Origin of the sequence: Novosphingobium gossypii (assembly GCF_050433305.1) — a bacterium.
Classification (GTDB): Bacteria; Pseudomonadota; Alphaproteobacteria; order Sphingomonadales; family Sphingomonadaceae; genus Novosphingobium; species Novosphingobium gossypii.
In genome coordinates, this window is the sequence record NZ_JBNPXM010000003.1 from 366,419 (window position 1) to 393,334 (window position 26,916).

Below are 26,916 nucleotides of genomic sequence, written 5' to 3' on the forward strand. Positions count from 1 at the left end.
GCTCCCCCGTGGGGGAGCGGGCAATCAGGCGGCCTGGTTCTTCTTCAGCTCGCGCTTTACCTTGACGGCGCGCGGCGACAGCTTGGTGTCCGAGGTCTTCAGCAGCCAGTTGTCGAGGCCGCCGTTGTGCTCGACCGAGCGCAGGCCGTGGGTCGACACGCGGAACTTGAAGCTGCGGTCCAGACCTTCCGAAAGGAGCGTCACGTTCTGCAGGTTGGGCAGGAACACGCGCTTGGTCTTGTTGTTGGCGTGGCTGACGTTGCAGCCAACCTGGCGGCCCTTGCCGGTCAGTTCGCAGATGCGGGACATGGTCTTTCTCGCTCGAAAATTGTTTGCCGTTAAGTACGGGAAGGCGCGCCCTTACCGATTCCCCCCCCCAAGGTCAAGTTGCACACAGGTTTTTGACGGGCTAGCGCATCGCAATGACCAGATGGCCGCTTCCCGAACCCATGGCGCTTGCCCTGCAGGAGGCGCAGGCCGCCGCCGATTCCGGCGAAGTGCCGATCGGCGCGGTCGTCGTCAAGGACGGTCGGGTGCTGGCTACCGGCCGCAACGCTCCGCGCGAACGCCATGACCCTACCAGCCATGCGGAGATAGAGGCGATTCGCGCCGCCGCCCGGATTCTCGGCAATGAACGGCTGGAGGGCTGCGAACTGTGGGTGACGCTGGAACCGTGCGCGATGTGCGCCGGGGCCATTGCCCACGCCCGCATCGCGCGGCTGTACTACGGCGCGTCCGATCCCAAGGGCGGCGCCGTGGAGCACGGCGCGCGGGTATTCGAGCATCCGCAATGCCTGCACCGCCCGGACGTCTACACGGGCATCGGCGAGGCTGAGGCGGCGGACCTTCTGCGCGGGTTCTTCCGGGCGAGAAGATGACGTCGGCTAAAGCCCGCGCCAGATTCGCAGCGATGTCGAATCGCCGGGGCCGTATTGACGGGCCGGGCAGCGGGCGGGGCGGAAGTCCCTGCCGTAGCACAGGCGCAATTCACGCAGCCAGCCTGTGCGGCTGATCTCCACGCCCACGGCTTCGCGCGGCCATCCGCGATTCGCGGCGGCGAACTCTTCGCGCAGGTCACCCACGGTCAGGTTCCGGCGGCGGGAGAGACGGTCGGCATCCGGCCAGCGGATGGAGCGCCACAGGATCGCGCTGACCCGGAAATACTTGTCCGGGGCGGCGACCATGCAACTGCCGTGCTTCGCCCATTCGTGCGCCAGCAGCTTGGGCGAAGGGGTCATGCACAGGTTCTCGCGCAGGGTCCGGGGCGAGGGGACCGGCTGCGTTGCGCACCACTGCGGCGAAGGACCGCGCGCCGCTTCGGGCCACAGGCCATGCAGGATGAACCCGAACCGTCCATGGGCAGGGTTGCACTGCATCGAGCGCGTGTCGCCGCTGGTCTTGCAGTAATCGGGCGACCAGCTGGCGGCCAGGGTATAGCCCGCGATCGTCGTGCGCCGCACCGGTCCATCGGGTGTCAGCGGTCTGACGGGCGCGATCTGGCGCGGCACGGAGCACTGGTACGCCTGCGCCCCCGCTGCGGCGGGAATCAGGGGCAGTGCAGCGACGACTGCGGCCGTCAGCTTCACGGCCCGGCTCATAGCCCGATTCACAGGGGGGTGAAGTCCAGCCCGATGTCGGCGGCGGGGGCGCTCTGGGTCAGGCGGCCTACCGAAACGTAGGTAACGCCGGTGGCGGCGATCGCGCCGATGGTGGTCAGATTGACGCCGCCCGAAGCCTCGGTCGGCACCCGGCCTGCCACCAGCGCCACCGCCTCACGCAGGACGTCAGGCCCCATGTTGTCGAGCAGCAGGTGATGTGCCCCCGCACCGATGGCGGGTTCGATCTGGTCGAGGCGGTCGACCTCGCAGATGATCTGCGCGACGCCCGCCGCCCGTGCGCGGGCCACGGCGGGGCCGACACCACCCGCGACGAGGACGTGGTTGTCCTTGATCATCGCCGCATCCCACAGACCCATGCGGTGGTTCTGCGCGCCGCCCATGCGGGTGGCGTACTTTTCCAGATGGCGCAGGCCGGGGATGGTCTTGCGGGTGTCGAGCAAGGTCGCGTGACCCTGCATGGCATCGACGTACTGGCGCGTCATCGTGGCGATGCCGGACAGGTGCTGGACGGTGTTGAGCGCGCTGCGCTCCGCCGTCAGCATGGCGCGGGCATTGCCAGTCAGCCGCATGAGGTTGGTGCCGGGCGCGACTTGCGCGCCTTCCGGGACCAAGATCTCGACCTCTATCGCCGGGTCCAGCCGCTGAAAGAACGCCGCCGCGATCGGCAGGCCCGCCACGGTGATGGCATCGCGCGAATCCATCACGCCCGAGAATCGGGCGTCGGCGTCGATCACGCTTTCCGACGTAACGTCACGGCCGCCGCCGGGAAGCCCTTCGCCAAGGTCTTCGGCAAGCGTTGCGGTGACGAAGGCGGCAAGGTCGAAGGCGGGGAGCGCGAACTGGGTCATGGCCGGGTTCTTTGCGCGTTATCCGCTGGTTGTCGAGTGAAGAAAAGGGAAGTCCCGGGGCCATCGCCCCAGACCCCGAAACCGTCGTCGTCGGGCGCGGCCACGACGGTAATGGGGGTGCAGGGGGGCTGTGCTCCCCTGCCTTTACCCTTCGACGCTTAGTGAACGAACCGCGCGATCACATCGCGGTACGAACGCGAGACCTTCACCTGCGCGCCCGAATCGAGCACGAGGAAGCATTCGCCGTTGGTATGCGGCTTCACCTGGCGCACCTGGTTGAGGTTGACGATGGTGGAGCGGTGCACACGCTGGAACACGCGCGGGTCCAGGCGGCGTTCCAGATCCTTCATCGTTTCGCGCAGGATCAGCGAATTGTCGGCGGTGCGGATGCACATGTAGTCGCCGGCGGCCTCGATATGCTCGATCGAATCCACGTCGATCCGGAAGATCTGGCCGCGATCCTTAATGTTGATGAGCTTTTCATAGCGGTCGGCGTTGGGGTCGGTTTCCTCGGGGATGTGCTCCACCGCGTCGGGGGCGACTTCGGCGAGGACCGTCTTCAACTTTTCCGCTTCCTCGGAGGAGCGCTTTTCGGCCAGACGCTGGCGCACGCGAGCAAGGGTATCGTCCAGCTTGCTCTCGTCCACGGGCTTCATCAGGTAGTTCACCGCATTGGCCTCGAAGGCGCGGACGGCGTGTTCCTGATAGGCGGTGACGAAGACGAACAGCGGCGGTTCGATTTCCATCACACCCTTCACCACGGAAAATCCGTCGAAACCGGGCATCTGGATGTCGAGGAACACAAGATCGGGCTTTTCCGTCTTGATCTTGCGGATCGCCTCGCGCCCGTTCGCGCAAGTGTCGATGATCTCGACGTCGGGGTATTTTTCAAGCCGCAGTTGCAGGCCCTGGATTGCGAGTTTCTCGTCGTCGACAAGAATCGTGCGGATTGTCATAGGTTAGTTTCTCCGGTGCGGCTAACGCGCACGGGGCAGGATTGTTTCATCGCGCCATCGGAACGGGCTGGCGCGCGGGCTCGGCATGATCTTCGGTGGTTTCGCGGCGCTCGAAAGGAAGCTCGATCACAACCGCGAAGCCGCCTTCCAGCGGCTCCACGGTCTCGAACCGGTGGTTTTCGCCATAAGCCTGCGACAGGCGGTCGCGGATGTTGGACAATCCCACACCGGTGGAAACCGGCTCCCCTCCATCGTAGGTCATGCCCGACAGCCTGTTGTCCGTCGTCGGACTTTGCAAGCCCGGCCCGGTGTCCGAGACGGTGATGCGAAGCATGGGGCCGACGAGTTGCGAGGCGACGGTGATCTCGGCCCCGGCTTCCTGCTGGCTGACGGCGTACTTGATCGCATTTTCCACCAGCGGCTGGAGCAGCAGCGAGGGCAGCAGCGCGGCCTCCGTCGCCGCGTCGATGGTGAAGGTGGTGCGCAGCCGTTCCTCGAACCGCATCCGTTCGATGTCGAGGTAGAGCTGGAGGGTTTCGACCTCCTGCTCCACGGTAACGCGCGCGGATGGCTTGTTGATGAGGGTGTAGCGCAGGAACGACGACAGGCGGCTGAGCATGGCGTTGGCCGGCTCGGTCTGCTTCAGCAGCACCAGCGTGGAGATGGAGTTCAGCGTGTTGAACAGGAAGTGCGGGTTCAGCTGGTAGCGCAGCATCGCCAGCTGGGCGCTGGTGGCCTGGTTCTCCAGCCGGATCAGCTGGTCGTTCTGTTCCTCCACCTGCAGGTAGAAGTTGACCATGTAGTACAGCGCCGTCCACGCCCCCAGCAGCGTCGCGTCTAGGTAGAACACGCCGACGAAGATCTGCGCGAAGCTGGTATCGGCATCGACCCGCCACAGCGAGATCACCCAGCCGTCGATGAAGGCATGCAGCGCCACCGCCACCGGCAGGGCAAGCAGCGTGAAGCCCCAGGTGATGAGCACGCGCTTGCGGATCAGCAGGCGGTATATCACCGACAGCACGAGCGAGATCGAGAAGCCCGTGATCGTCGCGATGACCGGCTGCACCAGCGCCGTCAGCGGCAGGTTGTTGGCCAGAAGCGACATCGAACGCAGGATCAGCGCGCCGCCCCAGCCGATCAGCTGCAGGCGCCAGAACGCACGGTCCTTGTCGGCGAAGAAGGGGATCGGCTGGATCGGCAGGACGCTCATGCCCGGCAGCCTAGACGATGCCTGCGCAGGTTGCAAAATCGGTTAGCGGCCACGCGCGGCCTTCACGGCCTCGGCCAGCCCGTCGAAGCCGACGGCACCGGGGATCAGCTTGTCGCCCACGACGAAGCTGGGAGTGCCGGTGAAGCCGAGGCGCTGGGCCAGTTCCATGTTGCGGCCGATCTCAGCCTCCACCGTGGGGCTGGCGGCGATGCGGCGCGCGCGATCCATGTCGAGGCCGATCTTGCGGGCCACCGCTTCGATGGTGGGGCCATCGACCTGGCCGGCCTGGTACATGGCGTCGTGGAACTGCGCGTACTTGCCCTGCTCTGCGGCGGCGAGGGCCATCTTCGAGGCGTCCGGGCTTTGCGGGCCGATGATCGGCAGTTCGCGCACGACGATGCGCAGGTCCGGGTTCTGCGCGATCAGCTTGGCCACGTCGGGCAGGCTCTGGCGGCAGTACCCGCAGGCATAGTCCGAAAATTCCACCAGCGTCACCGCGCCGTTGGGATTGCCCAGCGTTGCACCGGGGAACGGCGTCTCCACCGTCTGGCGCACGCCCGCCAGCGCCTTGGCGGCTTCGCGGCGGCGCAGTTCCTCCATCGCCTGCGGCAGGATCTCGGGGTGTTCGAGGATGTAGTCGTGCACCACGCGCTCCACCGCGGGGCGACCCCCGAACCAGCCCGCAGCGCCCACGGCGACGAGGACGGCAGCAGTGACGGCGAACTTGGCAGGGGTACCCATGATGTGATGCTGATCCGTTATGAGGGAGATGACGCGGCCTTAGCGCCGCTTCTTGCCGCGTTCCAGTTCGGCGCGCGCCTGCATTTCGATGTCCTGCGCCCGCAGCCAGTCGGGCGTCCCTTGTGAAAGGCCGGCCTCTGCGGCCTGAGCGCTGCGCAGCGCTTCTTCCATGCGGCCCGACAGCACTTGCTGTTCGGCGCTGGCCAGATAGGCGCGCGGCATGTCGCCGTTGGCCGCATAGATCATGCCCAGCTGATACCACGTAAAGGGGTTCTCGCGATCGCGCGCGGCGGCGGTCTTGAGGACGTCCTGCGCTTCCTTGTAGTTCGCGCGGTCTTCCGTCGCCATCAGGGCGTGGCCGAACAGCGTGGCGATCAGCGGGGTGTTGCCCGAAAGGTCGTTAGCCTTGCGCAGCATCGGCAGCGCCTCCGCCGGCTTGCCCGCTTCCAGCAGGATCTGGCCGTCGAGCTCAAGGAAGTAGGGATCGTCGGGAGCGGCGGCGATCAGGGCCTCCGTCTCGGCCCGGGCCTCGGCGAACTTCGATTCGCGGTGGAAGGCATAGGCGCGGGCGTAGCGGGCGGGGATCGAGTTGTCCGTCATCGGGTACTTGCGCAGCACCTGATAGGGTTCGGCCAGGAACCCGAACAGCTTGGCCTTGGCCCGCATGAATCGCTTCTGGATCGTGGCGTCGTCCGGCTTCTGCCAGGCAGGGTCTCTCTCGTAAGTATCCTTGAGCGTGGTGATGCGATCGGCGGTCAGCGGGTGGCTCGAATAGAATTCGTCGCCGTCCTTGGGCCGGTAGCCGTAGCGAAACTCCATGCTCTGCAGCTTTTCGAAGAAGGCGATGGACCCGCGCCCGCTGATCCCGGCCTTGGACAGGTACTGCGCGCCGGCGGCATCGGCGGACGCCTCCTGCGACCGGTTGTAGGCCAGGTACTTGCCCATGGCGGCGGACTGCCCCGCCATGAGCACGCCCATCGCCGCTTCGCCGCCGCCAGCCGCCGCTGCCGCCGCGCCCAGCAGCAGCGACAGCAGGGAGATGTTGGTCGCGCTCTTGCCGCCCAGATTCAGCACGGCATGGCCGCCGGTGACGTGGCCCAGTTCGTGCGCGATCACGCCCTGCACTTCGGCAGCGGTGTCGGCCTCGTCCAGCAGGCCGGAGTTGACGTAGACGGCCTGCCCGCCGGCGACAAAGGCGTTCACCGAGGAATCGTTGACCAGCACGATGTCGACGTCGCCGGGTCGCAGGCCCGAAGCCTTCACCAGCGGCGCGGCCATGTCGCGCAGCAGTGCTTCCGTTTCGGCATCGCGCAGGATCGACTGCGCAGCGGCAGGCGCCGCCGTCAGTCCCAGCAGTGCGCCGGTCGCAAGGACCAGCGCAGGTATTCGCAGCTTCGGCATCGTCCCTCTTGGAGGACCGGCGGGCTTAACCCGCGATGAAGCCCCCTGCATGCACGGTCAGGCCGAAGGTGTCGAGGGGCTTACCCCGGCAGGCCCAGCAGGCGGCGCGCGGCGCGCTGGAGCAGGACGTCGTCGTCGCTCACTTCGCCCACCAGCACGATCTGCCCGTCCGGCAGGCGGCGCGCGACGAGGACGGTGAACTCCTCGCCCTCGGGCGCGATGTCGTGCAGAGGCCGGGCGTCGATGGCGCGCAGGTTCCCGGCAAGGCGCTCGCGGGCGTTGGCGGGAACGGTGCCGCTTTCCTCGCGGCGCAGGCGGCGTTCCTCGCGCACCAGCGCCTTGAGACCGCCGGGGGCGGCGCACAAATGAGCGCACAGCGCACCGCGCGGCAGCCCGATCCGGGCCGCGTGCGCGATGACGGTCGCGAATTCGGTCAGACGCGTCTTGTCGTAGTCGGCGCCGAATACCAGCTTAACCAGCGGCAGCAGCGGCGCGCGCTCTTGCGCCTTGAGACCGGCATCCTCGATCAGTTCGGCAAGGTCGTCCGGCGCGTCCTGCGCCGCCAGCGCGAAGTCGTAGGCCCGCCCAACCGCTTCGTAGAGCGCCTGATGCGAACGCTCCTCTGCCCGGCAGGCCTGCAGCGCCAGATCGCGGGCGGCGGCGAGCCAGTCGGTCAGCTCCATCGCAGGCTGCGCGAACGAAGTCGGCTCGGCATCGAAGGCAAAGCCGGGGGTGGGCAGTTCCAGCGGCGCGTAAGCGTCGATTGCAGGAAGCGCGAAGTCCACCGGGCCGACGTCGGCAGGCCCATCGGCCCAGTCGGTCAGCGGCTGGGCGCGCAGCATCGCCGGGATCTCATCCTCCATCTCCTGCGGCGCGCTGGGGCGCGGGGGCAGTGGCTCGGCGCTCTCCTTCCAGTTGATGACGCCATAGATGTAGTCGATCCGCACGCCATCGCGCGAAAACGGCATCAGGATGCCGCGATAAAGCACCGTCATGCCGCGCGGGTTGAGGTACTCCGCCTCGAACCCGATGGGCGCCTCGTTCGCCAGGATCTGCATGTAGTGGTCGGTGATGCGCGACAGCAGCGAGCCGCCGGGCACGTCCGCCAGTCGCTGGATCGGGCCGTTCGCGCCGCATTCCTGCGCCAGCGTGGCGCCGACATAGGCGATGGCGGGGTCGGTGATCGCGTCGTCCCGCCCCGTGCCGAAATCCAGCAGCACGCTGCGGGGGCCGAAGTCCGGCAGGTTGGCAGGGTCAAGATCGGCGATGTCGGGGAAGGTCTTTTCGCCCAGCAGGCTCGCCCAGAAATTATAGGCGCGCACCTGCATGCGGCGTTCGTCGTTGGCCGGCTTGCGCGGGGGCGGGGCGGCTCGGGCGTCTTCGGGCCCGCCATCGTCCTGCCCGTCAAACTCGCTGCGCAAAGTGTCCATGCCGAATCCCGATTCGCCCCCTGGGTAGAAAGGCGGTTCTGGCGCAACATCGTGTATTAAGGATTAAGTTGCGCCTGTTGGTTGGCCCGCAGCCCCTATCACAGCAGATGTCACAGCAGATAGCGCATGCGGATCGTCAGGTGGACGGCCTCTGCGCCCACATCGAAGGCGGCGCTCTTGAAGCTGGGCGGTCCCATCCGCACTGCGGCATCCCGGGAAAAGCCATAGCCTTCGCGCGGGATGATAAGCCGAGTGTCCAGCTTGCCGTTGCCGTTCTCGTCATGGATTAGCGACACGGCATAGCGGCCATCGGGAACCCCCCCGAAGTCCAGCCGCAGGTTCTCCGCAGCGGGGACCGTCAGCTTGCGGGCTTGCGGATCCTTGGCACAATCGGGAAAAGCGTCGGCACGGGTGGTCAGGCAGGCCAGCACCTGCCCTTTGGTCGACCGCATTCCGGTGACCGACACCGAAACGTCAGTGCCCGGCGGGGGCGGGGCAGCCAGTGCCCCTGGCGCGAACACTTGGCTCAGCGAGGTGAAAACGAGCGCGAAAGTCCCGCATCGGTGCCGCACAGATGATCCCAATGCCGAAAGTACAGGCCGTAATTGCATCGATAACTCTCGTGATGCCGCTGGTGGTGGCTGGCCGTGATCAGCCAGCGGCCCAGAGGCGAATGCACCAGCGCGCGGGGAAACATTTCCCAGCCCATGTGGTTGGTGATGCCCATCACCGTCATGATCGTCAGCACCACGCCCAGCGCGCCGACGTGGATCGGCACGAAGAACACCAGTGCGGGAATTACGACAGCGCCGGTCACGGCCTCAATGGGGTGAAAGCTCATGGCCGCCCACGCCGTCGGCGGGCGGCTGGCGTGATGGACGGCATGGGCGATACGAAACACGCGCGGCTCGTGCATCCAGCGATGGGTCCAGTAGAACCACGTATCGTGCAGCAGCAGGTAGACCAGAACGGAAACCGGCATCCACCACAGGGGCCGGTCATGCACGTCGGTGTAGATCTGCGTCCACCCATGCGTGCGCCAGCCCCAGGCGACGACGCCTGCGGGAATGCCGTAGATCGCGGCAGAGGCCAGCGACCACGCGATCTCCCGCCTCATCTGCCCGTCCAGCCCGCGATAATGGCCGGGCCGCACTCGCGTGGTGATCCACGCGAACAGTCCGGATGTGACGAGATAGCGGACGCCGACGATCGCCGTCATGGCGACGGCGGAGGCGAGTATCGCGAATAGAGGAGCGTCCAGCGCCATGGGCGCGGGACTTATGCGTTCAGGACCGCAAGGGGAAGTGAAAAGGGATGAACGGTGGCTGCGGCTTTGCGCGCCCTATGCCCACGGGGATCGGGGCGATGGCCCCGGATCATCCCTTTTCCTCAGCTTACCCGGCGCGCTTCACGGCGCCCTTGTGCGCGCCCAGTCCCTTGGGACCGCGCGGACGGAAGCGACGCTTGCGCTCTGCGCCCTCCTCGCCGGGAGCGCGTTCGCCGCGCTGGCCGTCGCGGCTGCGTTCGCCCTGAGGACGATCGCCACGCTGGCCGCCGCTGCGCTGGCCGTTACGGTTGCCGTTGCCGCCGCTGCGACTACCACCGCCGCCGCCGCCCTGGCGACGTTCACCTTGCGGCTGCTCCACCTTGCGCGAGGGCGCAGGCAGGCGCGCGGCCTGGTTTTGGAAGTCTTCCGGCAGCGCCAGCGGGTCCAGCTTCACGCGGGTCAGACGCTCGATGTCGCGGATATACGGCTTTTCGTCCGGCGCGACGTAGCTGATCGCGACGCCGGTGGCCCCGGCGCGCGCCGTGCGGCCGATGCGGTGGACGTACTGCTCCGCGACGTTCGGGATCTCGAAGTTGTAGACGTGCGAAACGCCCGAAACGTCGATGCCGCGCGCCGCGATGTCGGTGGCGACGAGTACGCGCACGGTGCCCTGACGGAAGCCGCCGAGCGCGGCGGTGCGCTGGGCCTGACTCTTGTTGCCGTGGATCGCGGCGGCCGGGATGCCCGCAGCGACGAGGTGGCGCACCACGCGGTCCGCGCCATGCTTGGTGCGTGTGAACACCAGCGCACGGTCGATGGCGCCGTGCGACGCCTTCTCTTCAGCGTCGGGCGCCAGGCCGGCGCGCAGGCTGAGCGTCAGCAGCGCCTGCTTTTCGGCCTGGTTGATGTGGGTGGCGAACTGTTCGACGCGCTCTGCCGTGGTCGACTGCGGAGCGACCTCGACCTTGACCGGGTCGTTGATGAACTGGCGGCCCAGATCGGCGATCGCCTGCGGCATGGTGGCCGAGAAGAACAGGCTCTGGCGCGTCTTGGGCAGCAGCGCGGCAACGCGCTTCAGCGGCACGATGAAGCCCAGGTCCATCATCTGGTCCGCTTCGTCGAGGACGAAGATTTCGACATGCTTGAGCGTCAGCGCGCGCTGGTCGATCAGGTCGAGCAGGCGGCCCGGCGTGGCGACGAGGATGTCGACGCCACGCTCCAGCGCACGGGCCTGCTTGCCCACGGGCACGCCGCCGAAGATGCACTGCACCGTCAGGTTCAGGAACTTCGCGTACCCGCGCATGTTCTCGGCGATCTGCGCGGCAAGTTCGCGCGTCGGCGACAGCACCAGCATGCGGCAGCCCGCGTTCTGGCGGGGCTTGGGGTCGTTGGCCAGGCGGTGCAGCGACGGCAGCGAGAACGCGGCGGTCTTGCCGGTGCCGGTCTGGGCGATGCCCAGCAGGTCACGGCCTTCGAGCAGCGAAGGGATCGCCTTCCGCTGGATCGGCGATGGATCGGTATAGCCCTTGGCGGTCAGAGCACGGAGAATCGGCTCGGCGAGGCCAAGTTCGGAAAAATAGGACATGCGTCACTTTCAAAAGTGCGGGGCGCGCATGGCTTTTGATAAAGGCGCGCGCACAGCGAGGTGTCGTTGTGGCGACCCTGCGTGAGGAAGGAAGCTTGGTTGGTCGCAACCGCCAGTCCGGGCCGGCCTTGGCTGAATGCCGCGGCCTCACGCTGCTCTCGGATTGCGGCAAGGAAGACCTCGCACGCCGGTTGCTGATGAGCCATTTAGTGTGCATTACGGCAAAGCGCAAGAAAATTGCCGCGAACCGTGTTCACCCCTCTTCGCCCCATTGCAGTGTATGGGGATCGTTCAGCGTCACCAGCCGCCGCAAAGAGGCGCGGGCAAGCCGCTCCGTCTCCACCTTGCGGCGCGCGGCGGCCAGTTGCCGCAACGGCGCCGGGCGCAGGATCTCCGCATCGTACCCGTCTGCCACGATGACCCCGCAGGTATCCGGCAGGAACGCCTGCGTTTCCAGTGGAGAACGGTCCAGCGCTGGCGAAAGGCCCCAATAGAACCTGTCGCAATAGTCCAGATAATCGGTCCACTTGCCATCGCCGAGCAGATCGGCGCGGGCCACCTTGATCTCGACGATGATGACATGCCCCTTGGCATCCACCCCCATCAGGTCGGCCCGGCGCCCGCAGCGCAGCGGCATTTCCGGCATGCACCAGATCCCGTTGCGCGCGAAAAGCCGCGATATGCCACGGGCGACGCCCAGGGCAGTGTGATTGAGGATGAGAGAATCGGCTTCGGCCATGCGCGGCATAATAGGAACATATCAGGAACTGGCAAGGCTTGTCGTCGGAAAGGAATTTGCCGCTGGCAACACCCGCTATCGTCTGCTAACCGCCCTCTTGTTGCACCCGTAGCTCAGCTGGATAGAGCGCTGCCCTCCGAAGGCAGAGGCCACAGGTTCGAATCCTGTCGGGTGCACCATCATCTCCATTCAAGCGCTGATTTCTCCCCGCACGTGCCGTAGCCGCGCGGCATTGTGCGATTGCGGTTCGTCGCTTTTCGGGCCCTGCTCGCCGTTCAGGCAGGATCATGCGCCTTTGCAGGGACGTTCGAGCCAGGACATTCCATCAAAGCGGATTTTTGCATTGTCCAACGAACATCGCGCGCATTTCTGGGGTATCAAGGCCGCGCAGGCGGGTATCCCGATTTCCAGCAACCCTTACGCAAGTCCCCGGCAGCGCGCTGCATGGGAAGCCGGGTATCGCCGTAATCCCGATGAAGAGCGGCTGGCGATTCCCGCCTGACGCGTCATTTTAGTTTCAGCGGTAGACCGGCGGCCAGGAACTGCACTTCGTCCACCGTCGCCGCCACTGCTTGGTTCAGCCGCCCGGCTTCGTCGCGAAAGCGCCGTGCCAGCGCGTTATCCGGGACTATGCCGAGCCCCACCTCGTTGGACACCAACACCAGCGGGCAGGGCGGAGCGGCCAGCACGGCGCGAAGGTCGGCGATAGGGCCGTCCAGATCGCGATCTGCCAGCATCAGGTTGGACAGCCACAAGGTCAGGCAGTCGATCAGCACGGCATCGGCATCGGACGCGGCCCGGCAGATGGCGGCGGCCAAGTCGACGGGTTCCTCCACGGTGATCCAGCGCGGGCCGCGGTCGTCGCGGTGGAGAGCGATGCGCTCGGCCATCTCGGCATCGAACGCCTGCGCGGTGGCCAGATAGGCTAGCCGCCCGCTCGATCCGACCGGCAGCGCTTCGATCCGGCCCTGTGCATACCGGCTCTTGCCCGAACGTGCCCCGCCCAGCACCAGCAGTGTAGGGGTCATGGCACCATCTCCCCGCCTGCCAGCGCCAGCAGACCGTCGATGTCGAGGTGATTCTCCATCGCGGCAGCCAGTTCGTCCAGCGCCGCATCGACGTCGGCACCATGATCGCGCCCGTCCGACAGCGTGCCAAGCTGAGACAGCAGGGCCGCGCGCAGGCCGGGGCGGGCGAACAATCCGTGGCAGTACGTACCCATGACCGAGCTGTCCGCGTTCGTCGCGCCATCGGCCCGATCCCCGTCCAGCCGGGCGAAGGGCCGCGCGGCGTCAGCCCCGCGTGTCACGCCCATGTGCATCTCGTAGCCGGTGAAGGCGCCGCCCAGTGCGGTGCCGCTGACGTGCGCCAGCGTCTTGCGCGCGTCCAGCACGGTTTCCACGTCGAGCAGGCCCAGCCCCGCAACCGCGCCCGGCGGGCCCTCGATGCCGTCCGGGTCGGCGATGGTGCGGCCCAGCATCTGGTATCCTCCGCAGATCCCCAGCACCGCCCCGCCACGACGGTGGTGCGCCAGTACGTCTATGTCCCAGCCCTGTTCGCGCAGGAACGTCATGTCGGCGATGGTGGCCTTCGATCCGGGCAGGACGATGAGCGCCGCTTCGGCAGGTATGGGCGTTCCGGGCGGGACCATCGCCACTTCCACGCAGCTTTCCTGCTTCAGGGGATCGAGGTCGTCGAAGTTGGCGATGCGCGGCAGGATCGGACAGGCGACCAGCAGCTTGCCCGCGCCGGGGCGGATGCCGCGTTCCAGCACCACCGCGTCTTCGCTGGGCAGGCGCGCCACCGCCGGTTGCCATGGGAGCACGCCGAAACCGCGCCAGCCTGACAGGCGCTCTATCGCCGCATAGCCGTCGGTGAAGAGCGCAGGATCGCCGCGGAATTTGTTGATGATGAAGCCGCGTATCATCGCCGCGTCTTCGGGATCGATGACCGCGCGGGTGCCGACGATGGCGGCGATCACCCCGCCCCGGTCGATGTCGCCCGCCAGCACCACGGGCACATTCGCGGCGCGCGCAAAGCCCATGTTGGCGATGTCGCCCGCACGCAGGTTGATTTCCGCCGGAGAGCCTGCCCCCTCGATGATCACCAGATCGCACTGGGCCTCCAGCCGGCGATAGCTTTCCAGCACTTCGCCCAGCAGCGGACGGCGCGCTTCGCGGAAATTGGCGGCGCCAAGCGTGCTGCGAACCTGCCCGTGGACGATCAGCTGCGATGTGCGATCGGCCTGCGGTTTCAGCAGCACCGGGTTCATGTCGACGTGCAGCGGCACGCGCGCGGCCAGCGCCTGAAGTGCCTGTGCCCGGCCGATCTCGCCGCCTTCGGGCGTGACGGCGGCGTTGTTGGACATGTTCTGCGGCTTGAAGGGCAGCACGCGCAGCCCGCGATTGGCAGCGGCGCGGCACAATCCGGCGACCAGCACCGACTTGCCGACGTCCGAGCCGGTCCCCTGCAGCATCAGGCCAGCCATGCCACCCCCATCGCCATGATTCCCAGGATGACGCAGGCGCGCCGGTAGATCGTCAGCGCCCGGTCGAGACCGCGGGCATCCGCATCGCGGCCCTCTTCGCCGATCCAGGGCTTGGCGGCAAGCAGGCCGTCGTAAGCGACCGGTCCTGCCAGCCGGACGCCCAGCGCCCCGGCCATCGCCGCTTCGGGCCAACCCGCGTTGGGTGACGCATGGCGGGCATGGTCGCGGGCCATGACTTTCCAGCCACCTCCTCCGGCCACGCACAGCAGCAGACCGGACAGCCGCGCCGGGATCAGCATGACCGCGTCATCCAGCCGGGCGGCGGCCCAGCCGTAAGGGCCGAAGGGCTCTTCCCGGTGGCCGATCAGGCTGTCTGCGGTGTTGATCGCCTTCAGCGCCCAGACGCCCGGCAGGCCCAGCAGCACCAGCCAGAACAGCGGTGCGACGACGCCGTCGCAGAAGCTTTCCGCAAGGCTTTCGATCGCGGCCCGGGCTATGCCGGGCGTGTCCAGCCGCGCGGTGTCGCGTCCCACGATCATGCCCACCGAGCGGCGGCTTTCGGCAAGATCGCCGCGCATCAGCGCATCGCGGATCGGGCGCACATGGTCGTCCAGACTGCGCGCGGCGATGGCGGGCCAGGCCAGCAGTGCAAGGATCGGCCAGCTCCATGCTCCCGCCAGCGCATGGACCACCGCCTGCATTGCCGCCGTCACGGAGACGACGGGCAGCAGCAGCAGCGCCATGGCGATGGCTCCGGCCACACGGCGGCGGGGGGCAGGTGCGGCTGGGCCTCGGTTGAGGCGGCGTTCGCAGCTGCGGATCATGCGGGCGAACAGGCCCACGGGATGCCCGGTCACGGCGTGCAGCCGCGTGGGCCAGCCCAGCGCAGCCTCCAGCGTCAAGGCGGCAAGGGCGACAGGCTCAGCCATCGGCCAGCGCCTTGTCCAAAGCTATGTCCAGCCGGGCCAGCGCGGCGGGATCGGCGGGGATGCCGAGGCGCAGGGTGCGTGGCCTTTCGGCGAAAGGTCGGGTGAGGATGCGCGCATGTGCCAGCCGGGCGAACAGCCCCGCCGCGTCGCAATCCGCAAGGTAGCGAAACAGCGGACAGGCGCCTTGAGGGGCAAGGCCATGGCGCGTCAGCACCCGGTCCATCGCTTCTGCACGAAGCGGTAGGTCGGCGCGCGTGCGTGCGATCCATCCGGCGTCAGCATAGGCGGCGCGGCCAAGATCGAGGGCGGCGGCATGGACCGGCCAGCTGCCGAGCAGCCCGCGCAGCGCTGCCGTCACCGCGGGCGGGGCGATGACGAAGCCCAGCCGCAGCCCGGCCAGACCGAAGAACTTGCCGAACGATCGCAGGACGATCAGCCGCTCTGCCGGGCCGACATGCGCGGCAACGCTGGCTTGTGGGTGGCAGTCGGCAAAGGCCTCGTCCACGATCAGCCAGCCGCCGGCCCCTGCCACCGCGTCACGCCACGACAGGATCGCGGACGCGGGCCGCAGGATGCCATCCGGGTTGTTGGGATTGGCAAGCACGATTGCGGCGGGGTGATCAAGTGTCTCCCCGAAGCCGATCGGGGTGGATGACGCGAACGCCTCTGCATGGGTGCGATAGGCGGGGGTCAGGGCGCGTCCCGGCAGCGCCAGCAGCAGGGCCAGCAGCCGCAGTGCCACTTCGCTGCCGGGCACGGCGCAGACATGCTCCGGCACCGCTCCGAAATGCCCGGCGGCGGCATGCTCCAGTTCGCGCAGGGCGTCGGGGTCAGGCAGGGCATGCCAATCGATCCGCCCAGCTTCGGCGGACTGCCACGGCAGCGGATTGAGCCCGGTGGACAGGTCGAGCCAGTCGGCAGGCTCACCGCCGAACACGCGCGCCGCCTCCGCCAACCGTCCGCCATGATGGAGCAGGTCGGGGGTCACGCCGCCAGCACCAGTGCGGCAAGGAGGGCGGTTTCGACCAGCTCGATGCCCGCGCCGTGGCCATCCCCCGAGATGCCGCCCAGCCGGGCCTTCAGCCACCAGCCCCACAGGGGCGCGGCTGCGAACAGCGCCAGCAGGGCGGGCGCCAGTGCCACGGCGCCGATAACCGCCGCTACCGACCATGCCAGCAGATGCGCGCGACTGACACCTTCCCGGAATCGCGATCCCAGTCCGGCATGCAGCGGCGGCAGGAACAGTGTCCAGCCGATCGGAGCGATGCGGGCGAACACCGGCACCAGCACCAGCGCAGTGACCTGCGCCGTACCCGCAGGCTGCGCACAAAGCGCATGCAGCAGCACCAGCTTGCCCAGCAGCTGCAGCGCGATTGTCACCACCGCGAAGCTGCCGACGTGCGGGTCCGCCATGACGCTGGACAGGCGCGCGCGGTCCCCGTGCGCCGCGCCGGCACCGTCCGCAACGTCGCCCAGCCCGTCGAGATGCAGCGCGCCGGTCATGGCGACCCAGCCGAGGAGGCCCGCCAGCGCGCCCGTCCATGGATCACGCTGCTGCAACAGCCACCACGGCAGCGCCACTGCCCCGCCCACGACCAGCCCGGCCACCGGAAACCAGCGCATCGCTCGCGCAAAGTCGTTCGCGTCTGCCTGTACGCGGGGCAGCGGCAGCCGGGTCAGGAACTGCAGGGCGAGGATCAGTTGCTTCATGGCGCCAGCCCCACGATCTGCGCGGTGGGCGCATCGCCGGGCCACAGGCGCAGGGTCAGCAGCGCGGTGCAGGGAAGGTCGAAGGCCCAGACCTGCCGATGGTCCATGCCGCACAGCACGGAAAGCGCCGCGCGCATGGCCCCGCCGTGGGTGATGACCAGCGCCGGGCCATGGAGCCGGTCGATGGCGCGGACCACGCGGCTGCGCAAGTCGGACCATCGTTCTCCTCCGGGCGGGGCATACGCGTCGGGGTCATTCCAGAACCGTTCGTAGGCGGCAGCGTCCAGTTCGTGCACCGCGCGCCCGGTCCACTCGCCGAAATCAAGTTCGCGCCAGTCGGCATCGACGTGGTACGGGCAGCCCCGGATGGCTGCGATGTCACCGGCGGGCATGCTAGTACGACACAGATCCGATGATATCACGGTGGCGAATTCCAGCCCTTGCGCCCGCACAACGCACCGCGCGTCCTCGGTCGGCAGGGCGGGTTCGTCGACATGGCCCAGCAGGCGACCGGGGCGCTCCGGCGCGCCGTGGCGCATCAGGTGGAGCAGGGTGCCGGTCATCCGGCGGCCGGCCCGGCGCTTTCCCGCCCGGCGACTGCGGCTTCCTCGAAAGTGGCCATGCCGTTGTGGGCGGCGAGCGCAGCCTTGACCAGTGGCACCGCCAGCGCCGCACCCGACCCCTCGCCCAGCCGCAGGCCAAGCCGCAGCAATGGCTCCAGCCCCAGCGCTGCCAGCAGGCGGGCGTGCCCCGTTTCGGCAGAGCAGTGCGCGGCCAGGCAATGGTCGGTGACCTGCGCATTCGCTTGGGCCAGCGGCGCGATTGCAGCGCACGCAATGAATCCGTCCAGCAGCACCGGCACGCGCGCCAGTCGCGCCGCCAGAAACGCGCCCGCCATCGCTGCGATCTCTCGCCCGCCAAGGCGGCGCAGCGTTTCGAACGCGTCGGTACAGTGGGGGCCATGCAGCGATAGCGCCGCATCGACCGCGGCGGCCTTGCGCGCCAGCCCGTGGTCGTCGATCCCGGTGCCGCGCCCGATCCACGCGGCCGCGTCGCCGCCGAACGCCTGCGCGCACAGGGCGGCGGCGGGGGTGGTGTTGCCGATGCCCATCTCACCCACCAGCAGTAGCTGCGTGTCCGGGGCCAGCGCGGCGGCGCCCCGGTTCAGCGCGTCGAGGCATTCCTCCGCGCTCATCGCCGGTTCGCGCGCGATGTTGCCGGTGGGCCGGTCAAGATCGAGCGCGACTATCGACAGCGTTGCCCCGCAAGCCCGCGTCAGGACATTGATCGCCGCGCCCCCGGCCTCGAAATTGGCGACCATCTGCGCCGTGACTTCGGGCGGATAGGCGCTGACGCCCTGCGCCGCGACGCCGTGATTGCCGGCGAACGCTACCGCCTGCACCCGGTCCGCAGCCGGGCGCTCGCGGCCTTGCCAGCCTGCCATGAACACCGCGATATCCTCAAGCCTGCCCAGCGAACCCGGCGGCTTGGTCAGGCAGGACTGGCGCTGCAGCGCGGCGTTGCGGGCGGCCTGGTTGGTCGCAGGCAGCGCGGCAAGAGCGGCGGCAAAGGCGGCGGGATCGGCAAAGCGGGTCACGTGCAGACGAAGCCTTCAGGTGGGGTGCGGGTGATGAAGTGCCCCTTCACCCCCTGCGGCCATTCGCGGAAAGGCACACGGCCTTCCTCACTGGCGGCGTGGCGCACCGCGTATTCCAGGATGGCGCGCGCGGCGTCCGCATCGGGGGCGAAGTCGCCCAGCACGTAGCCCACCTTGCCCGGCGCGCGGATGTGGACGGTGCAGTGGCGGCTGCAGGCGAAAAGGCACGGCATGGTCTGGATCTGCACGCCCTGAAGCGCGGGGTCGGCATCCTGCACGCTGCGCATCGCCGCTTCCAGCACTGCGCCGCCGCGGCGCCCTTGCGCATCCTCCTGCGCGTTGGCGGTGTGGCGGCAGGTGTTGCATACGACCACGGACGGGCCAGCGGGGACGGGAGCCAGCATGGTCAGGGCCGGCTGCGCATGGGCGCGGCAGGAGCCGGTGCTGCGATGGAAGTCGAATGGGATTTCACGTCGGATCCTTCAGGCAAACGGCGTTACCCCGTCGGTTGCCGAAGGCGGGCAGGGTGCCGGCGCATCATGCAGCGCGGCGCCTCCCGCAGCCTTCAGGCCGGCGGAGCGATGCTGTCGTTGCACGAGGAATGGGCCCCCGTTCGGCCGGCACACCCTGTCCGGTCGAAGAACGACTGCGACCGGCAGGTCTCCTGGCTCACGGGTCATCGCCTTTTCCGACCGCCTTCTCAGGTGCTTGCGCACCCAATGGCCTGTGGTCGGATGACTCGTCCGCTTACAGTTGCAGGGGCAGCCCGGGCATTGCACCCGCGTTCCCTTTTGATCCCCTTGCGGGGAACCTGTCGCACGCAGGCACGTATCGTGCGGGCTGCCGCTGTGCAAGAGGCCGATGCTTGCGCCGATCTGCGGGAGACCATAGGTGACTGCGGGATGACGGACGATCCCGCTGTTTCCTGCCCGGCCTGGCTGGTGTCCGCTCCTGCTTCGGGGCAGGGCAAGACGCTGGTGACTGCCGCGCTCGCCCGCCGCCACCGCAATGCCGGGCGGCGAGTACGGGTGTTCAAGTGCGGCCCCGATTTCCTCGATCCCATGGTGCTCGAAGTGGCAAGCGGAGCGCCGGTCCACCAGATCGATCTGTTCATGTGCGGCGAAGACCAGTGCCGTGCCCTGCTGCACGATGCCGCGCGCGAAGCGGACGTGATCCTTGTCGAAGGCGCAATGGGCCTGTTCGATGGCGATCCTGGCGCGGCGGACATGGCGCAACGCTTCGGGCTGCCGGTGCTGGCGGTGATCGACGGCTCGTCGATGGCGCAGACCTTCGGCGCAGTGGTGCACGGGCTGGCGACGTATCGCCCCGGTGTCGAGGTCCATGGCGTGATCGCCAACCGCGTCGGCAGTGCCCGCCATGCCGAACTGTTGCAGCGGGGAATGCCGGACGCGGTGAAGTGGCTGGGAACTCTGCCTCGCGATGCAGGGGTGGCGCTGCCCGAACGGCACCTGGGGCTGGTGCAGGCGGCGGAGGTGGCGGACCTCGATGCGCGGCTGGATCAGGCGGCGGCGCTGCTGCCCGACGCCGCGCTTGACCTGCCGCCGCCGGTGCGGTTCACCCCGTCAGCAGTGGGCCATGAAGCGGATTTGCATGGTCTGCGCATCGCCGTTGCGCGGGACGAGGCTTTCGCCTTCATCTACCGCGCCAACCTGCAATGGCTGGAACGATCGGGCGCGCGGCTGGCGTTCTTCTCACCGCTGCGCGATGCGGCTTTGCCAGAATGCGACGCGCTGTGGCTGCCGGGCGGCTATCCCGAACTGCATCTACAGGAGCTTGCCGCCAATGACTCGATGCTGGCGGCGATCAGGGCGCACCATGCGGCGGGCAAGCCAATTCTGGCCGAGTGCGGGGGGATGCTCTACGCCTGCGCCTCGCTGACGGATCGGCATGGCGCACGGGCCGACCTGCTGGGACTGCTGCCGGGCCATGCGACGATGCAGGCGCGGTTCGCCGGGCTGGGGATGCAGCAGCTCGACCTGCCCGGCGGCACGCTTCGCGGGCACACGTTTCACTATTCGCGGCTGGATACGGCCCTCCTGCCGGAGGCAATGGCGAAGGCGCCGGAGGGGGCGGCGGGAGAAGCGTTTTACCGCGTCGGCTCACTCACCGCCAGCTACATGCACGGTTACTTCCCTTCCGCCCCGCAGGCGGTGGCGCGGCTGTTCGGTCAGGCTTCGACCAGCGACTGAGGTTTGGCAGCCGGCACTTCGGTGCCGCGCGGGTCTTCGCTGGCCTCGACGATGCCGGGGGCGGGGACGCGGAACACCTTGGCGCGGTCGGCCTTGTCGCCCAGGTTTTCGCTGGAGGTCAGGCTGATCAGCCAGGGCGACAGGAACAGGCCGACGATGATCGGCGAGAGCCACACCGCCGTCGTCGTATCTAGAAACGCGGTTGCCGTCAGCGCCGCGCCCAGCAGCAGATGCTCGCGCAGGTCGGGCAGCACTTCGCGCACGGTGATGCGGCGGGCATCGCGGGCCTGGGTGTTCCAGCCCGCCGAGATGCCCAGCAGCAGCCCCAGCAGCGCCTTGGTCTGGGTGACCATGGTGATCGGCGCCAGCAGCATCGCCAGCACCGTCTCAAGCGCCACCGAACGCACGATCGCAAAGGCGCCGCCGAAGCTGGCGCGCCGTTCGCGATCGGCCAGCATCCATACCAGCCCCATGACCTTGGGCCCGAACAGCAGCACCACAGTCAGCGCCAGCACGCTGGGCGGCGCCAGGTTGACGAAGCCGCCGTCCTGATGCGTTGCCACCTGCCCGATCATGGTGATGATCAGCAGCAGCCAGCCGGGTGACGTCAGATAGGCGGAAGCGCCGATCAGGAGGTGCAGACGGCTGGCCCAATGCAGGCCCGAAGCGCCCAGCAACTGGAGGTGCTGCAGGTTGCCCTGCATCCAGCGCCGGTCGCGGATCGCCATGTCGACGATGGTCGGCGGAAACTCCTCGTAGGAGCCGCCAATCATGACCATGTGCACCGCCCAGCCGCGACGGCGCAGCAGGGCGGATTCCAGCATGTCGTGGCTCAGGATATGGCCGCCGAACGGTGCCTTGCCGGGCAGCTCGGGCAGCCCGCAGGCTTCGGCGAAGGCGCGGGTGCGCACGATCGCGTTGTGGCCCCAGAAGTTGGCTTCCGAGCCCGACCACCACAGCAGCCCGGCGCTGGCGATGGGGCCATAGGCCTCGCTGGCGAACTGCATCCAGCGCTGGAACAGGGTGCGCGGGTTGGTGATCATCGGCACCGTCTGGAGCAGGCCGATCGAAGGGCGCTCTTCCATGATCGATGCCATGCCGACGATCGTCTCGCCGCTCATCATGGAATCGGCGTCGAGGATCAGCATGTTTTCGTAAGCGCCGCCGAAGCGCTTCACCCATTCGGCGATGTTGCCTGGCTTGCGCGCGATGTTCTTCTCACGGCGGCGGTAATAGATCTTGATCGGCGCGTGATCGGCCAGTTCGTGCCAGGCCGCTTCTTCGCGCTTGCCGTGGAAGGGATTGGAATCGCTCAGGATGAAGAAGTCGATCCACGGCGCGCCGCCCGCCTCGGCGATGGAATAGGCCATGGCGCGCACGCGGGCGAACACTTCCTCGACGCCCTCGTTGTAGACCGGCATCAGCACGGCCGTCTTGTGACGCAGGCTGGAAGCCGGGCTGGGCAGCGCGGTGAAGCCGGGATGTTCGCCGGTGATGAGCTTGAGGAAGCCCATGGTCGCCGTGACGAAGCCAAACGAAATCCAGCAGAACAGTGGCACGAAGAACGCCAGCAGCGCGATCTCGACCCAGTCCAGGCCGTCGCGCGACAGTTCCATGCGCACGGTGCTGGACGCGGCAAGACCGATCACGGCGGTCAGCGCCAGCAGCAGCAGCCGCTTGACCAGCATGCCGTGCGGCGCTGTCAGCACCTCGCGCGCGCCGGGGGGATTGCCCCACAGGTTCTGGATCGGCATCGCCATGGGCGATTCCGCCGGCAGCATCGGCGAATGGGTCGTTGGCCCTGTGCTCACTTTGGCGTACTCACGTTTCGATGGCCTTGATAACGGTCTCACTCAGCGCAGAGTTGCCGCGCTTCAGGAAAAGACGGAACTGGGGTTGGGTGACGCTGGCCGATCGGACGTCGATCATGGCCCGCCACAGCCCTTCCGACCGGGCGATGGGATAGGCGACGGCAGAGACCACCGCGCCCTTCGGCAGGTCGGTTTCGGCCGTGACGCCGCTGTCCCGGTCAAGGCCCGCCAGCGACGGACCGGCGAAGTCGAACACGTATTTGCGCACGCCGGGCAGCGGCGGCGTTCCGGGGCTGCCGCCGGGGCCTTCGTACAGGTCGATGCAGCGCGCCGCGTTGTCTATGCTGGGATCGTTGGAAGTCCACGTCAGGCGATAGGCGATGTCGCGCCGCTGCCCCGCTTTGGCCGGACGGTCCGGGCGCCAGAACAGCGCGATGTTGTCCAGCGTCTCGCTTTCGGTCGGCATCTCGAACAGGCCGACCGCGCCTGCACCCCAATCGCCCTTGGGTTCGACCCAGAGCGAGGGACGGCGGTCGTAGAAGACGCCGTCGTCCTGATAATGGTCGAACTTCTGGTCGCGCTGGATCAGGCCGAACCCCTTGGGCGAATCGGCGCGCAGCGAATGCAGGCGGGGGGCTGACGGATTGTTGAGCGGGCGCCAAACCCGCTCGCCATTGCCGGACCAGATGGCAAGGCCGTCCGAATCGTGGATCTCGGGCCGCCAGTCGCCGCGCTTCGCCGGCGGGGTGGCCTGATCGTACCAGAACATGCTGGACGCGGCGGCAAAGCCCAGCTGCTTCACGTCCTTGCGCAGGAACAGCGCGGCGGTGACGTCCTGCGTCACCTTGTCGGCGCTCTTGCGGCAATCGAACGCATAGGCGCCCGTCAGGCTCGGTCCATCCAGCAACGCATGGATGCGGACCGCGTCCGGGCCGGTCTGCTCGATCCAGAAATGCGTGAAGTCGGGAAATTCCTCTCCCGTCGGCAGGCCGGTGTCGATGGCGATGGCTCTGGCGGAAAGGCCGTACTGGTCGCGGTTGCCGGAAGAGCGGAAGTAGCTAGCCCCCTGATAGGCCAGCCAGTCGCTGCGCCCGCTGGCGTCCATCACCCGAAAGCCGACGGCATCGGTATTGCCGCCGCCGACGAACAGCCCGCCGGTATCGACGATCTCGCGCGCCTGCCCGCCCTCGACGATGGAAATCCGAACCGGCTTGGGCGCGGTGCCCTTCACTGCCGGGAACAGCCGGACGTTGCCCGCGATGCTGGGCGCGTTGCCGTAAGTCAGCTTGCCCGCGGCGTCGTAGTCCGCCGCCGCGTGCGTGGATTCCGCCGTGGCGACGAAGGGCTTGCGCGAAAGCGCCTGCGCCTGGGTGACCAGGGCATCCCAGTTGAACGGTTGGGGCGCGCCCAGTCGTTCCGCCGTGGCGGCCTTGAGTCCTTCGGGCAGCGCGGCTGCGCCCATCAACGTCGCGAACAGCCCGACGGCGCTGCGGCGCGACATATGCGTGTCGTCCTTGGGAATGCTTCTATCCTCGTCTGGCGGATCACGATCACAAGCCCATACGCGTGGGCGCCGCGATGGTTGCACGTCACAGGCAGCGAGTGCCGCCCCACGCGCCTGCAAATGAGGGGCGTTTGTGCCTATCGCGACCTTTCACTGCCCTGACTGCGCGGTTCCGGCTGCCGCATCCCGCCACCCGGTGATCGCACGGTCGCCGGGTTTCAGGTCGTTCGCGAAGACTTCCGTGCGCTTGCCGTCGCTGGCACCAACGGTCACGTAGACACGGCGTGGCTCCCCTCCATCAAGGACGAAGATGCGTTCTCGCCGCTGCGCATTGCGCACGCCGGGCTCGAAATCGAGCGCGGCGTCGGGGACCAGCAGCACGTCGCGGCGTTCGGGAAGCTCGATCTCCACGGTGCCCTTCATGCCCGGGCGCACCTGCGGGCCGGGCTTCTCGATGGTGAAGACGGCGATGCGCGGCCCGGTCTGCGGCGGCGGGGGCACACGCAGCAGGGTCAGGGTGGCGGACTGAAGCGCATCGGGCACGGCATCGAGCCGGACCTGCGCCTGCATGCCTGCCTGCAACGGACCAGTCCGCTGCGGGCTGAGCGGCACCTCGATCGTCATCGGCGCGATCGACTGGGCGATCGTGAACAGCGGCTGGTGTTCACCGATCGACTGCCCCGGTTGAGCATGACGCATGACCAGCACGCCCGAGAACGGCGCGCGGACTTCGGCGCCGGCCTTGCGCGTCTCGTCTTCGCGAAGCTGGATCTGCGCGGCCTTGACCTCTGCCCGGGCAGAGGCAACCGCCAGATCGGCACGTTTGGCATCGGCGCGCGCGTGCTCGATCTCGTTGAGAGACGGAGCGCGCCCGCCCGAGCGGCGCCATACGCTTTCGAACCGGGCAAGGCGTGTGCCGGTGTCCTGCGCGATCACTTGCGCACCCTCAAGCGCGGCCTGCGCAGCGGCGAGCCGCGACCTGCCGATTTCCGCAGCGTCCCGCACGGCGCCGGCATCGATCACCGCCAGCAGTTCGCCCTGCTTCACTTCACCGTCGGTCTTCCCGGACACCCAGGTCACCCGGCCGGCGACGGCAGAGAACACCGTCACCTCGCCCGAACCACGAACCTGTCCCCGCTCCGATACCAGCGGGATCATGTTCCCCTTCTCCACCGGCGCGGAATAATAAGGCGAATCCTCGCCGTTCACGAAGCGGACGAAGAACGTCAACGCCCCCAGGCCCGCCACTGCCAGCAGCAGCAGGCTCAGCCAGTGGCGCATGACGCGCCGCGGCGCCGCTCCCAGAAGCGTGTCGAGCGGAGTGTGCGCGTCCTGTTCGGTCGCAAGCTGATCAGTCACAGGCGGCGGTCACCGTAATCGTTGGTCCATTGGCCGTTGGGTCAGGAGCGACGACCGGGGCAAGCCCTTCGCGCGCCCAGGCACTATCCTGCCCCGACCATAGATCGAGCGTAGTCGTCACCCGCGACGCCCGCGCATCGACAAGCGCAAGCTCGACCGCAAGTGAAGCGGCTTCGGCGACGTAAAGCGTGGAGAAGGCTCCGGCTCCCTCGCGATAGGCAGTTCTTGCATCGCGGACGGTTCGGCGGCTCTCTTCCAGCGCCTGTGTCAGGCGCGCTTCGCGCAGAACGGCGTCGGCAAGCACCGCGCGGCGCGGGTCGTCGGACGGCGTAGCGGACAGTTCGTTCGCCGACGGATCGGGGATTGCTCCTGGCGAACCCAGTTTGGCGGCAAGGTCGGCAGGCTTCTCACCCACAAGCCTGCCCAGTTCGGCCATCGCCTGGTCTAGTCGCCCTTGTGCAAAGCCCAGTTCCCCCCGCGCGGTTTCATCCTGCGTCCGGGCAAGCGAGCCGTCGATGGCGGATACCAGCCCCGCCTCGCGCCGGAACTGGGCGACTTCGGCATTATCCTTGTACTGATCGCGCAAGGCACCGCGCAGCGCGACATCCTGCTGCAGTCTTCGCACATCGACGTAAGCCAGCGCGATCTGGTGAGCGAGCCGCTCGCGACGGGAAGACACGCGATCCACCTTTATGTCCCTGGCCGCAGGATCGGCACGCACGCTCCTGTCCCCGAACAACCGGCCAAGCCTCGCGCCGATCTGTTTCGCATCCTGCTCCACCTGATGATCGTACTGGCGAAGCGACGCGATGCGACAGGCGATTTCGGGATTGGTGTCGAGGCCCTGCTGGATCAGCGTGGCCAGCACGGGGTCGCCGGTCTCACGCCACCACGGCACAGCTGACGGGGGCGGAGCCACTACGGCAGCTTCAGGCGTCGGCGGAACGTCAGCCACGGGCTTGCCGCTGGTGGCGCAACCCGAAAGGACAAGGGCTAGCGACAGGAACGCAAGCTCGGCCCCCCGCGCGCGTAAGTTCATGTATCTGGACACGTGTTCTCCGATAGCACCTGAACCCCACGAAGCAATCGTGCTGCGTTAGCGAACGCAGGAGCGACCGATCGGTGGCATGAGAACCGGCGGCGAAGGCAGTATTCCTTGCCGCCGTCCAAGGGCCGGAAGGCCGTCGATTGCGTAACCCACGAAAATCAGCCGATTTTCGAAAAAATGACGTATTTTTGAAATTAGTGTTTGACCGACTCACGAACGGCGCTTAGAGGCCGTTTCACCGCAGCGAAGCACGCTTCTGCAGCGGTCGCCTGAATGGACGGACAGCTGGTTTCCCCCTGACGCAAGAAAGCGGGGAGCGATGGTTGTCCGGCTTTACTGTTCGGCGGGACTGGCTGGAAGGTTGGTCTGGGTCTTTGACATTGTTGGTTTTTGATGAAGGGACATGTGGGCGACGGCGCCTGGTTCTGCGGATCTTCGGGTCGTGGATACCAGTTTAAAACAGC

The 26,916-nt window shown here is 67.7% G+C and carries 27 protein-coding genes, 1 tRNA gene and 1 riboswitch; of the genes, 4 read left to right on the forward strand and 24 right to left on the reverse strand.

The genetic code is table 11. From position 1 onward, the window contains the following. Nucleotides 1–24: 24 nt before the first annotated feature. Nucleotides 25–309 (reverse strand): 50S ribosomal protein L28, encoded by a 285-nt coding sequence (rpmB, locus tag GGR40_RS09340; RefSeq protein ID WP_429275946.1) that lies wholly within the window; start codon nt 307–309, stop codon nt 25–27. 113 nt (nt 310–422) lie between these two features. On the opposite strand from rpmB, the gene GGR40_RS09345 reads away from it, so the two are divergent. After that, the gene (locus tag GGR40_RS09345; RefSeq protein ID WP_429275947.1) at nt 423–878 is read left to right on the forward strand and encodes a nucleoside deaminase; all 456 of its coding nucleotides are present in this window, start codon (nt 423–425) and stop codon (nt 876–878) included. 6 nt (nt 879–884) lie between these two features. Here GGR40_RS09345 and GGR40_RS09350 read toward each other — a convergent pair whose 3' ends face one another. The 11 genes from GGR40_RS09350 to GGR40_RS09400 form a co-directional block, all read right to left on the reverse strand. Beyond that, on the reverse strand, nt 885–1,586 hold the full coding sequence (locus tag GGR40_RS09350) for a ribonuclease T2 family protein (RefSeq protein WP_429275948.1): 702 nt from the start codon (nt 1,584–1,586) through the stop codon (nt 885–887). A gap of 20 nt (nt 1,587–1,606) precedes the next feature. Next, the gene (nadC, locus tag GGR40_RS09355) at nt 1,607–2,467 is read right to left on the reverse strand and encodes a carboxylating nicotinate-nucleotide diphosphorylase (protein WP_429275949.1); all 861 of its coding nucleotides are present in this window, start codon (nt 2,465–2,467) and stop codon (nt 1,607–1,609) included. 158 nt (nt 2,468–2,625) lie between these two features. After that, nucleotides 2,626–3,423 (reverse strand): LytR/AlgR family response regulator transcription factor, encoded by a 798-nt coding sequence (locus GGR40_RS09360; RefSeq protein ID WP_429275950.1) that lies wholly within the window; start codon nt 3,421–3,423, stop codon nt 2,626–2,628. Nucleotides 3,424–3,469: 46 nt separating this feature from the next. Beyond that, the gene (locus GGR40_RS09365; protein ID WP_429275951.1) at nt 3,470–4,633 is read right to left on the reverse strand and encodes a sensor histidine kinase; all 1,164 of its coding nucleotides are present in this window, start codon (nt 4,631–4,633) and stop codon (nt 3,470–3,472) included. Nucleotides 4,634–4,675: 42 nt separating this feature from the next. After that, nucleotides 4,676–5,374, reverse strand: a complete 699-nt coding sequence (locus GGR40_RS09370) for a DsbA family protein (protein WP_429275952.1) — start codon at nt 5,372–5,374, stop codon at nt 4,676–4,678. Between the two features lie 39 nt (nt 5,375–5,413). Then, nucleotides 5,414–6,775 (reverse strand): M48 family metalloprotease, encoded by a 1,362-nt coding sequence (locus GGR40_RS09375; RefSeq protein ID WP_429275953.1) that lies wholly within the window; start codon nt 6,773–6,775, stop codon nt 5,414–5,416. Nucleotides 6,776–6,855: 80 nt separating this feature from the next. Beyond that, entirely contained in the window at nt 6,856–8,205 is a 1,350-nt protein-coding gene (locus GGR40_RS09380; RefSeq protein ID WP_429275954.1) for a PAS domain-containing protein, read from the reverse strand. A gap of 110 nt (nt 8,206–8,315) precedes the next feature. Continuing rightward, the gene (locus GGR40_RS09385) at nt 8,316–8,726 is read right to left on the reverse strand and encodes a DUF2141 domain-containing protein (protein WP_429275955.1); all 411 of its coding nucleotides are present in this window, start codon (nt 8,724–8,726) and stop codon (nt 8,316–8,318) included. Between the two features lie 5 nt (nt 8,727–8,731). Beyond that, complete coding sequence (locus GGR40_RS09390) at nt 8,732–9,472, reverse strand: sterol desaturase family protein (RefSeq protein WP_429275956.1); 741 nt, start codon at nt 9,470–9,472, stop codon at nt 8,732–8,734. A gap of 127 nt (nt 9,473–9,599) precedes the next feature. Next, nucleotides 9,600–11,057, reverse strand: a complete 1,458-nt coding sequence (locus tag GGR40_RS09395; RefSeq protein WP_429275957.1) for a DEAD/DEAH box helicase — start codon at nt 11,055–11,057, stop codon at nt 9,600–9,602. A 253-nt stretch (nt 11,058–11,310) separates the two neighbouring features. Further along, nucleotides 11,311–11,796 (reverse strand): MmcB family DNA repair protein, encoded by a 486-nt coding sequence (locus tag GGR40_RS09400; protein ID WP_429275958.1) that lies wholly within the window; start codon nt 11,794–11,796, stop codon nt 11,311–11,313. Between the two features lie 102 nt (nt 11,797–11,898). Between GGR40_RS09400 and GGR40_RS09405 the strand changes: the two genes are divergently transcribed. Then, nucleotides 11,899–11,975 (forward strand) — tRNA-Arg (locus tag GGR40_RS09405). Nucleotides 11,976–12,139: 164 nt separating this feature from the next. Then, nucleotides 12,140–12,298 (forward strand): ribosome modulation factor, encoded by a 159-nt coding sequence (locus GGR40_RS09410; protein ID WP_429275959.1) that lies wholly within the window; start codon nt 12,140–12,142, stop codon nt 12,296–12,298. Nucleotides 12,299–12,302: 4 nt separating this feature from the next. Here GGR40_RS09410 and cobU read toward each other — a convergent pair whose 3' ends face one another. The 8 genes from cobU to GGR40_RS09450 are packed head-to-tail and all read right to left on the reverse strand — an operon-like array spanning nt 12,303 to nt 18,924. Then, a complete protein-coding gene (cobU, locus tag GGR40_RS09415; protein ID WP_429275960.1) occupies nt 12,303–12,824 on the reverse strand; it encodes a bifunctional adenosylcobinamide kinase/adenosylcobinamide-phosphate guanylyltransferase in 522 nt (173 codons plus the stop codon). Further along, nucleotides 12,821–14,284, reverse strand: coding sequence for a cobyric acid synthase (locus GGR40_RS09420; RefSeq protein WP_429275961.1), 1,464 nt, complete (start codon nt 14,282–14,284; stop codon nt 12,821–12,823). Before GGR40_RS09420 ends, cobU begins: the two co-directional genes overlap by 4 nt. Continuing rightward, nucleotides 14,272–15,213 (reverse strand): adenosylcobinamide-phosphate synthase CbiB, encoded by a 942-nt coding sequence (gene cbiB / locus GGR40_RS09425; RefSeq protein WP_429275962.1) that lies wholly within the window; start codon nt 15,211–15,213, stop codon nt 14,272–14,274. Before cbiB ends, GGR40_RS09420 begins: the two co-directional genes overlap by 13 nt. Beyond that, the gene (locus tag GGR40_RS09430) at nt 15,206–16,201 is read right to left on the reverse strand and encodes an aminotransferase class I/II-fold pyridoxal phosphate-dependent enzyme (protein ID WP_429275963.1); all 996 of its coding nucleotides are present in this window, start codon (nt 16,199–16,201) and stop codon (nt 15,206–15,208) included. The genes cbiB and GGR40_RS09430 overlap by 8 nt, the downstream gene beginning before the upstream one ends. Beyond that, the gene (locus GGR40_RS09435) at nt 16,198–16,923 is read right to left on the reverse strand and encodes an adenosylcobinamide-GDP ribazoletransferase (RefSeq protein ID WP_429275964.1); all 726 of its coding nucleotides are present in this window, start codon (nt 16,921–16,923) and stop codon (nt 16,198–16,200) included. Before GGR40_RS09435 ends, GGR40_RS09430 begins: the two co-directional genes overlap by 4 nt. After that, nucleotides 16,920–17,486: a histidine phosphatase family protein gene (locus GGR40_RS09440; RefSeq protein ID WP_429275965.1), complete on the reverse strand. Its 567-nt coding sequence runs from the start codon at nt 17,484–17,486 to the stop codon at nt 16,920–16,922. The genes GGR40_RS09435 and GGR40_RS09440 overlap by 4 nt, the downstream gene beginning before the upstream one ends. Further along, nucleotides 17,483–18,520: a nicotinate-nucleotide--dimethylbenzimidazole phosphoribosyltransferase gene (gene cobT / locus GGR40_RS09445; RefSeq protein WP_429275966.1), complete on the reverse strand. Its 1,038-nt coding sequence runs from the start codon at nt 18,518–18,520 to the stop codon at nt 17,483–17,485. The genes GGR40_RS09440 and cobT overlap by 4 nt, the downstream gene beginning before the upstream one ends. Continuing rightward, nucleotides 18,517–18,924, reverse strand: a complete 408-nt coding sequence (locus GGR40_RS09450; protein WP_429275967.1) for a DUF1636 domain-containing protein — start codon at nt 18,922–18,924, stop codon at nt 18,517–18,519. The genes cobT and GGR40_RS09450 overlap by 4 nt, the downstream gene beginning before the upstream one ends. Before the next feature lie 233 nt (nt 18,925–19,157). Then, a riboswitch (cobalamin riboswitch) is annotated at nt 19,158–19,350 on the reverse strand. Nucleotides 19,351–19,422: 72 nt separating this feature from the next. Here GGR40_RS09450 and GGR40_RS09455 point away from each other — a divergent pair. Next, a complete protein-coding gene (locus GGR40_RS09455; RefSeq protein ID WP_429275968.1) occupies nt 19,423–20,730 on the forward strand; it encodes a cobyrinate a,c-diamide synthase in 1,308 nt (435 codons plus the stop codon). Here GGR40_RS09455 and mdoH read toward each other — a convergent pair. The 4 genes from mdoH to GGR40_RS09475 form a co-directional block, all read right to left on the reverse strand. Next, nucleotides 20,709–22,511, reverse strand: coding sequence for a glucans biosynthesis glucosyltransferase MdoH (mdoH, locus tag GGR40_RS09460; RefSeq protein ID WP_429275989.1), 1,803 nt, complete (start codon nt 22,509–22,511; stop codon nt 20,709–20,711). The genes GGR40_RS09455 and mdoH overlap by 22 nt on opposite strands. Nucleotides 22,512–22,551: 40 nt before the next feature. Next, nucleotides 22,552–24,042: an OpgD/OpgG family glucan biosynthesis protein gene (locus GGR40_RS09465; RefSeq protein WP_429275969.1), complete on the reverse strand. Its 1,491-nt coding sequence runs from the start codon at nt 24,040–24,042 to the stop codon at nt 22,552–22,554. A gap of 153 nt (nt 24,043–24,195) precedes the next feature. Next, the gene (locus GGR40_RS09470) at nt 24,196–25,404 is read right to left on the reverse strand and encodes an efflux RND transporter periplasmic adaptor subunit (protein WP_429275970.1); all 1,209 of its coding nucleotides are present in this window, start codon (nt 25,402–25,404) and stop codon (nt 24,196–24,198) included. Continuing rightward, nucleotides 25,397–26,443 (reverse strand): TolC family protein, encoded by a 1,047-nt coding sequence (locus GGR40_RS09475; RefSeq protein ID WP_429275971.1) that lies wholly within the window; start codon nt 26,441–26,443, stop codon nt 25,397–25,399. Before GGR40_RS09475 ends, GGR40_RS09470 begins: the two co-directional genes overlap by 8 nt. Nucleotides 26,444–26,916 lie beyond the last annotated feature (473 nt).

What these genes read in the sequence shown, in the direction of transcription:
- GGR40_RS09455 (WP_429275968.1), top strand. Translation starts at nt 19,423, where the DNA reads ATGACGGACGATCCCGCTGTTTCCTGCCCGGCCTGGCTGGTGTCCGCT.
- GGR40_RS09360 (WP_429275950.1), bottom strand. Translation starts at nt 3,423, where the DNA reads ATGACAATCCGCACGATTCTTGTCGACGACGAGAAACTCGCAATCCAG.
- GGR40_RS09440 (WP_429275965.1), bottom strand. Translation starts at nt 17,486, where the DNA reads ATGACCGGCACCCTGCTCCACCTGATGCGCCACGGCGCGCCGGAGCGC.
- mdoH (WP_429275989.1), bottom strand. Translation starts at nt 22,511, where the DNA reads ATGCTGCCGGCGGAATCGCCCATGGCGATGCCGATCCAGAACCTGTGG.
- GGR40_RS09370 (WP_429275952.1), bottom strand. Translation starts at nt 5,374, where the DNA reads ATGGGTACCCCTGCCAAGTTCGCCGTCACTGCTGCCGTCCTCGTCGCC.
- cobU (WP_429275960.1), bottom strand. Translation starts at nt 12,824, where the DNA reads ATGACCCCTACACTGCTGGTGCTGGGCGGGGCACGTTCGGGCAAGAGC.
- rpmB (WP_429275946.1), bottom strand. Translation starts at nt 309, where the DNA reads ATGTCCCGCATCTGCGAACTGACCGGCAAGGGCCGCCAGGTTGGCTGC.
- GGR40_RS09475 (WP_429275971.1), bottom strand. Translation starts at nt 26,443, where the DNA reads ATGAACTTACGCGCGCGGGGGGCCGAGCTTGCGTTCCTGTCGCTAGCC.
- nadC (WP_429275949.1), bottom strand. Translation starts at nt 2,467, where the DNA reads ATGACCCAGTTCGCGCTCCCCGCCTTCGACCTTGCCGCCTTCGTCACC.
- GGR40_RS09395 (WP_429275957.1), bottom strand. Translation starts at nt 11,057, where the DNA reads ATGTCCTATTTTTCCGAACTTGGCCTCGCCGAGCCGATTCTCCGTGCT.
- GGR40_RS09400 (WP_429275958.1), bottom strand. Translation starts at nt 11,796, where the DNA reads ATGGCCGAAGCCGATTCTCTCATCCTCAATCACACTGCCCTGGGCGTC.
- GGR40_RS09390 (WP_429275956.1), bottom strand. Translation starts at nt 9,472, where the DNA reads ATGGCGCTGGACGCTCCTCTATTCGCGATACTCGCCTCCGCCGTCGCC.
- GGR40_RS09345 (WP_429275947.1), top strand. Translation starts at nt 423, where the DNA reads ATGACCAGATGGCCGCTTCCCGAACCCATGGCGCTTGCCCTGCAGGAG.
- GGR40_RS09365 (WP_429275951.1), bottom strand. Translation starts at nt 4,633, where the DNA reads ATGAGCGTCCTGCCGATCCAGCCGATCCCCTTCTTCGCCGACAAGGAC.
- GGR40_RS09375 (WP_429275953.1), bottom strand. Translation starts at nt 6,775, where the DNA reads ATGCCGAAGCTGCGAATACCTGCGCTGGTCCTTGCGACCGGCGCACTG.
- GGR40_RS09380 (WP_429275954.1), bottom strand. Translation starts at nt 8,205, where the DNA reads ATGGACACTTTGCGCAGCGAGTTTGACGGGCAGGACGATGGCGGGCCC.
- GGR40_RS09450 (WP_429275967.1), bottom strand. Translation starts at nt 18,924, where the DNA reads ATGCTGGCTCCCGTCCCCGCTGGCCCGTCCGTGGTCGTATGCAACACC.
- GGR40_RS09465 (WP_429275969.1), bottom strand. Translation starts at nt 24,042, where the DNA reads ATGTCGCGCCGCAGCGCCGTCGGGCTGTTCGCGACGTTGATGGGCGCA.
- cbiB (WP_429275962.1), bottom strand. Translation starts at nt 15,213, where the DNA reads ATGGCTGAGCCTGTCGCCCTTGCCGCCTTGACGCTGGAGGCTGCGCTG.
- GGR40_RS09435 (WP_429275964.1), bottom strand. Translation starts at nt 16,923, where the DNA reads ATGAAGCAACTGATCCTCGCCCTGCAGTTCCTGACCCGGCTGCCGCTG.
- GGR40_RS09420 (WP_429275961.1), bottom strand. Translation starts at nt 14,284, where the DNA reads ATGGCTGGCCTGATGCTGCAGGGGACCGGCTCGGACGTCGGCAAGTCG.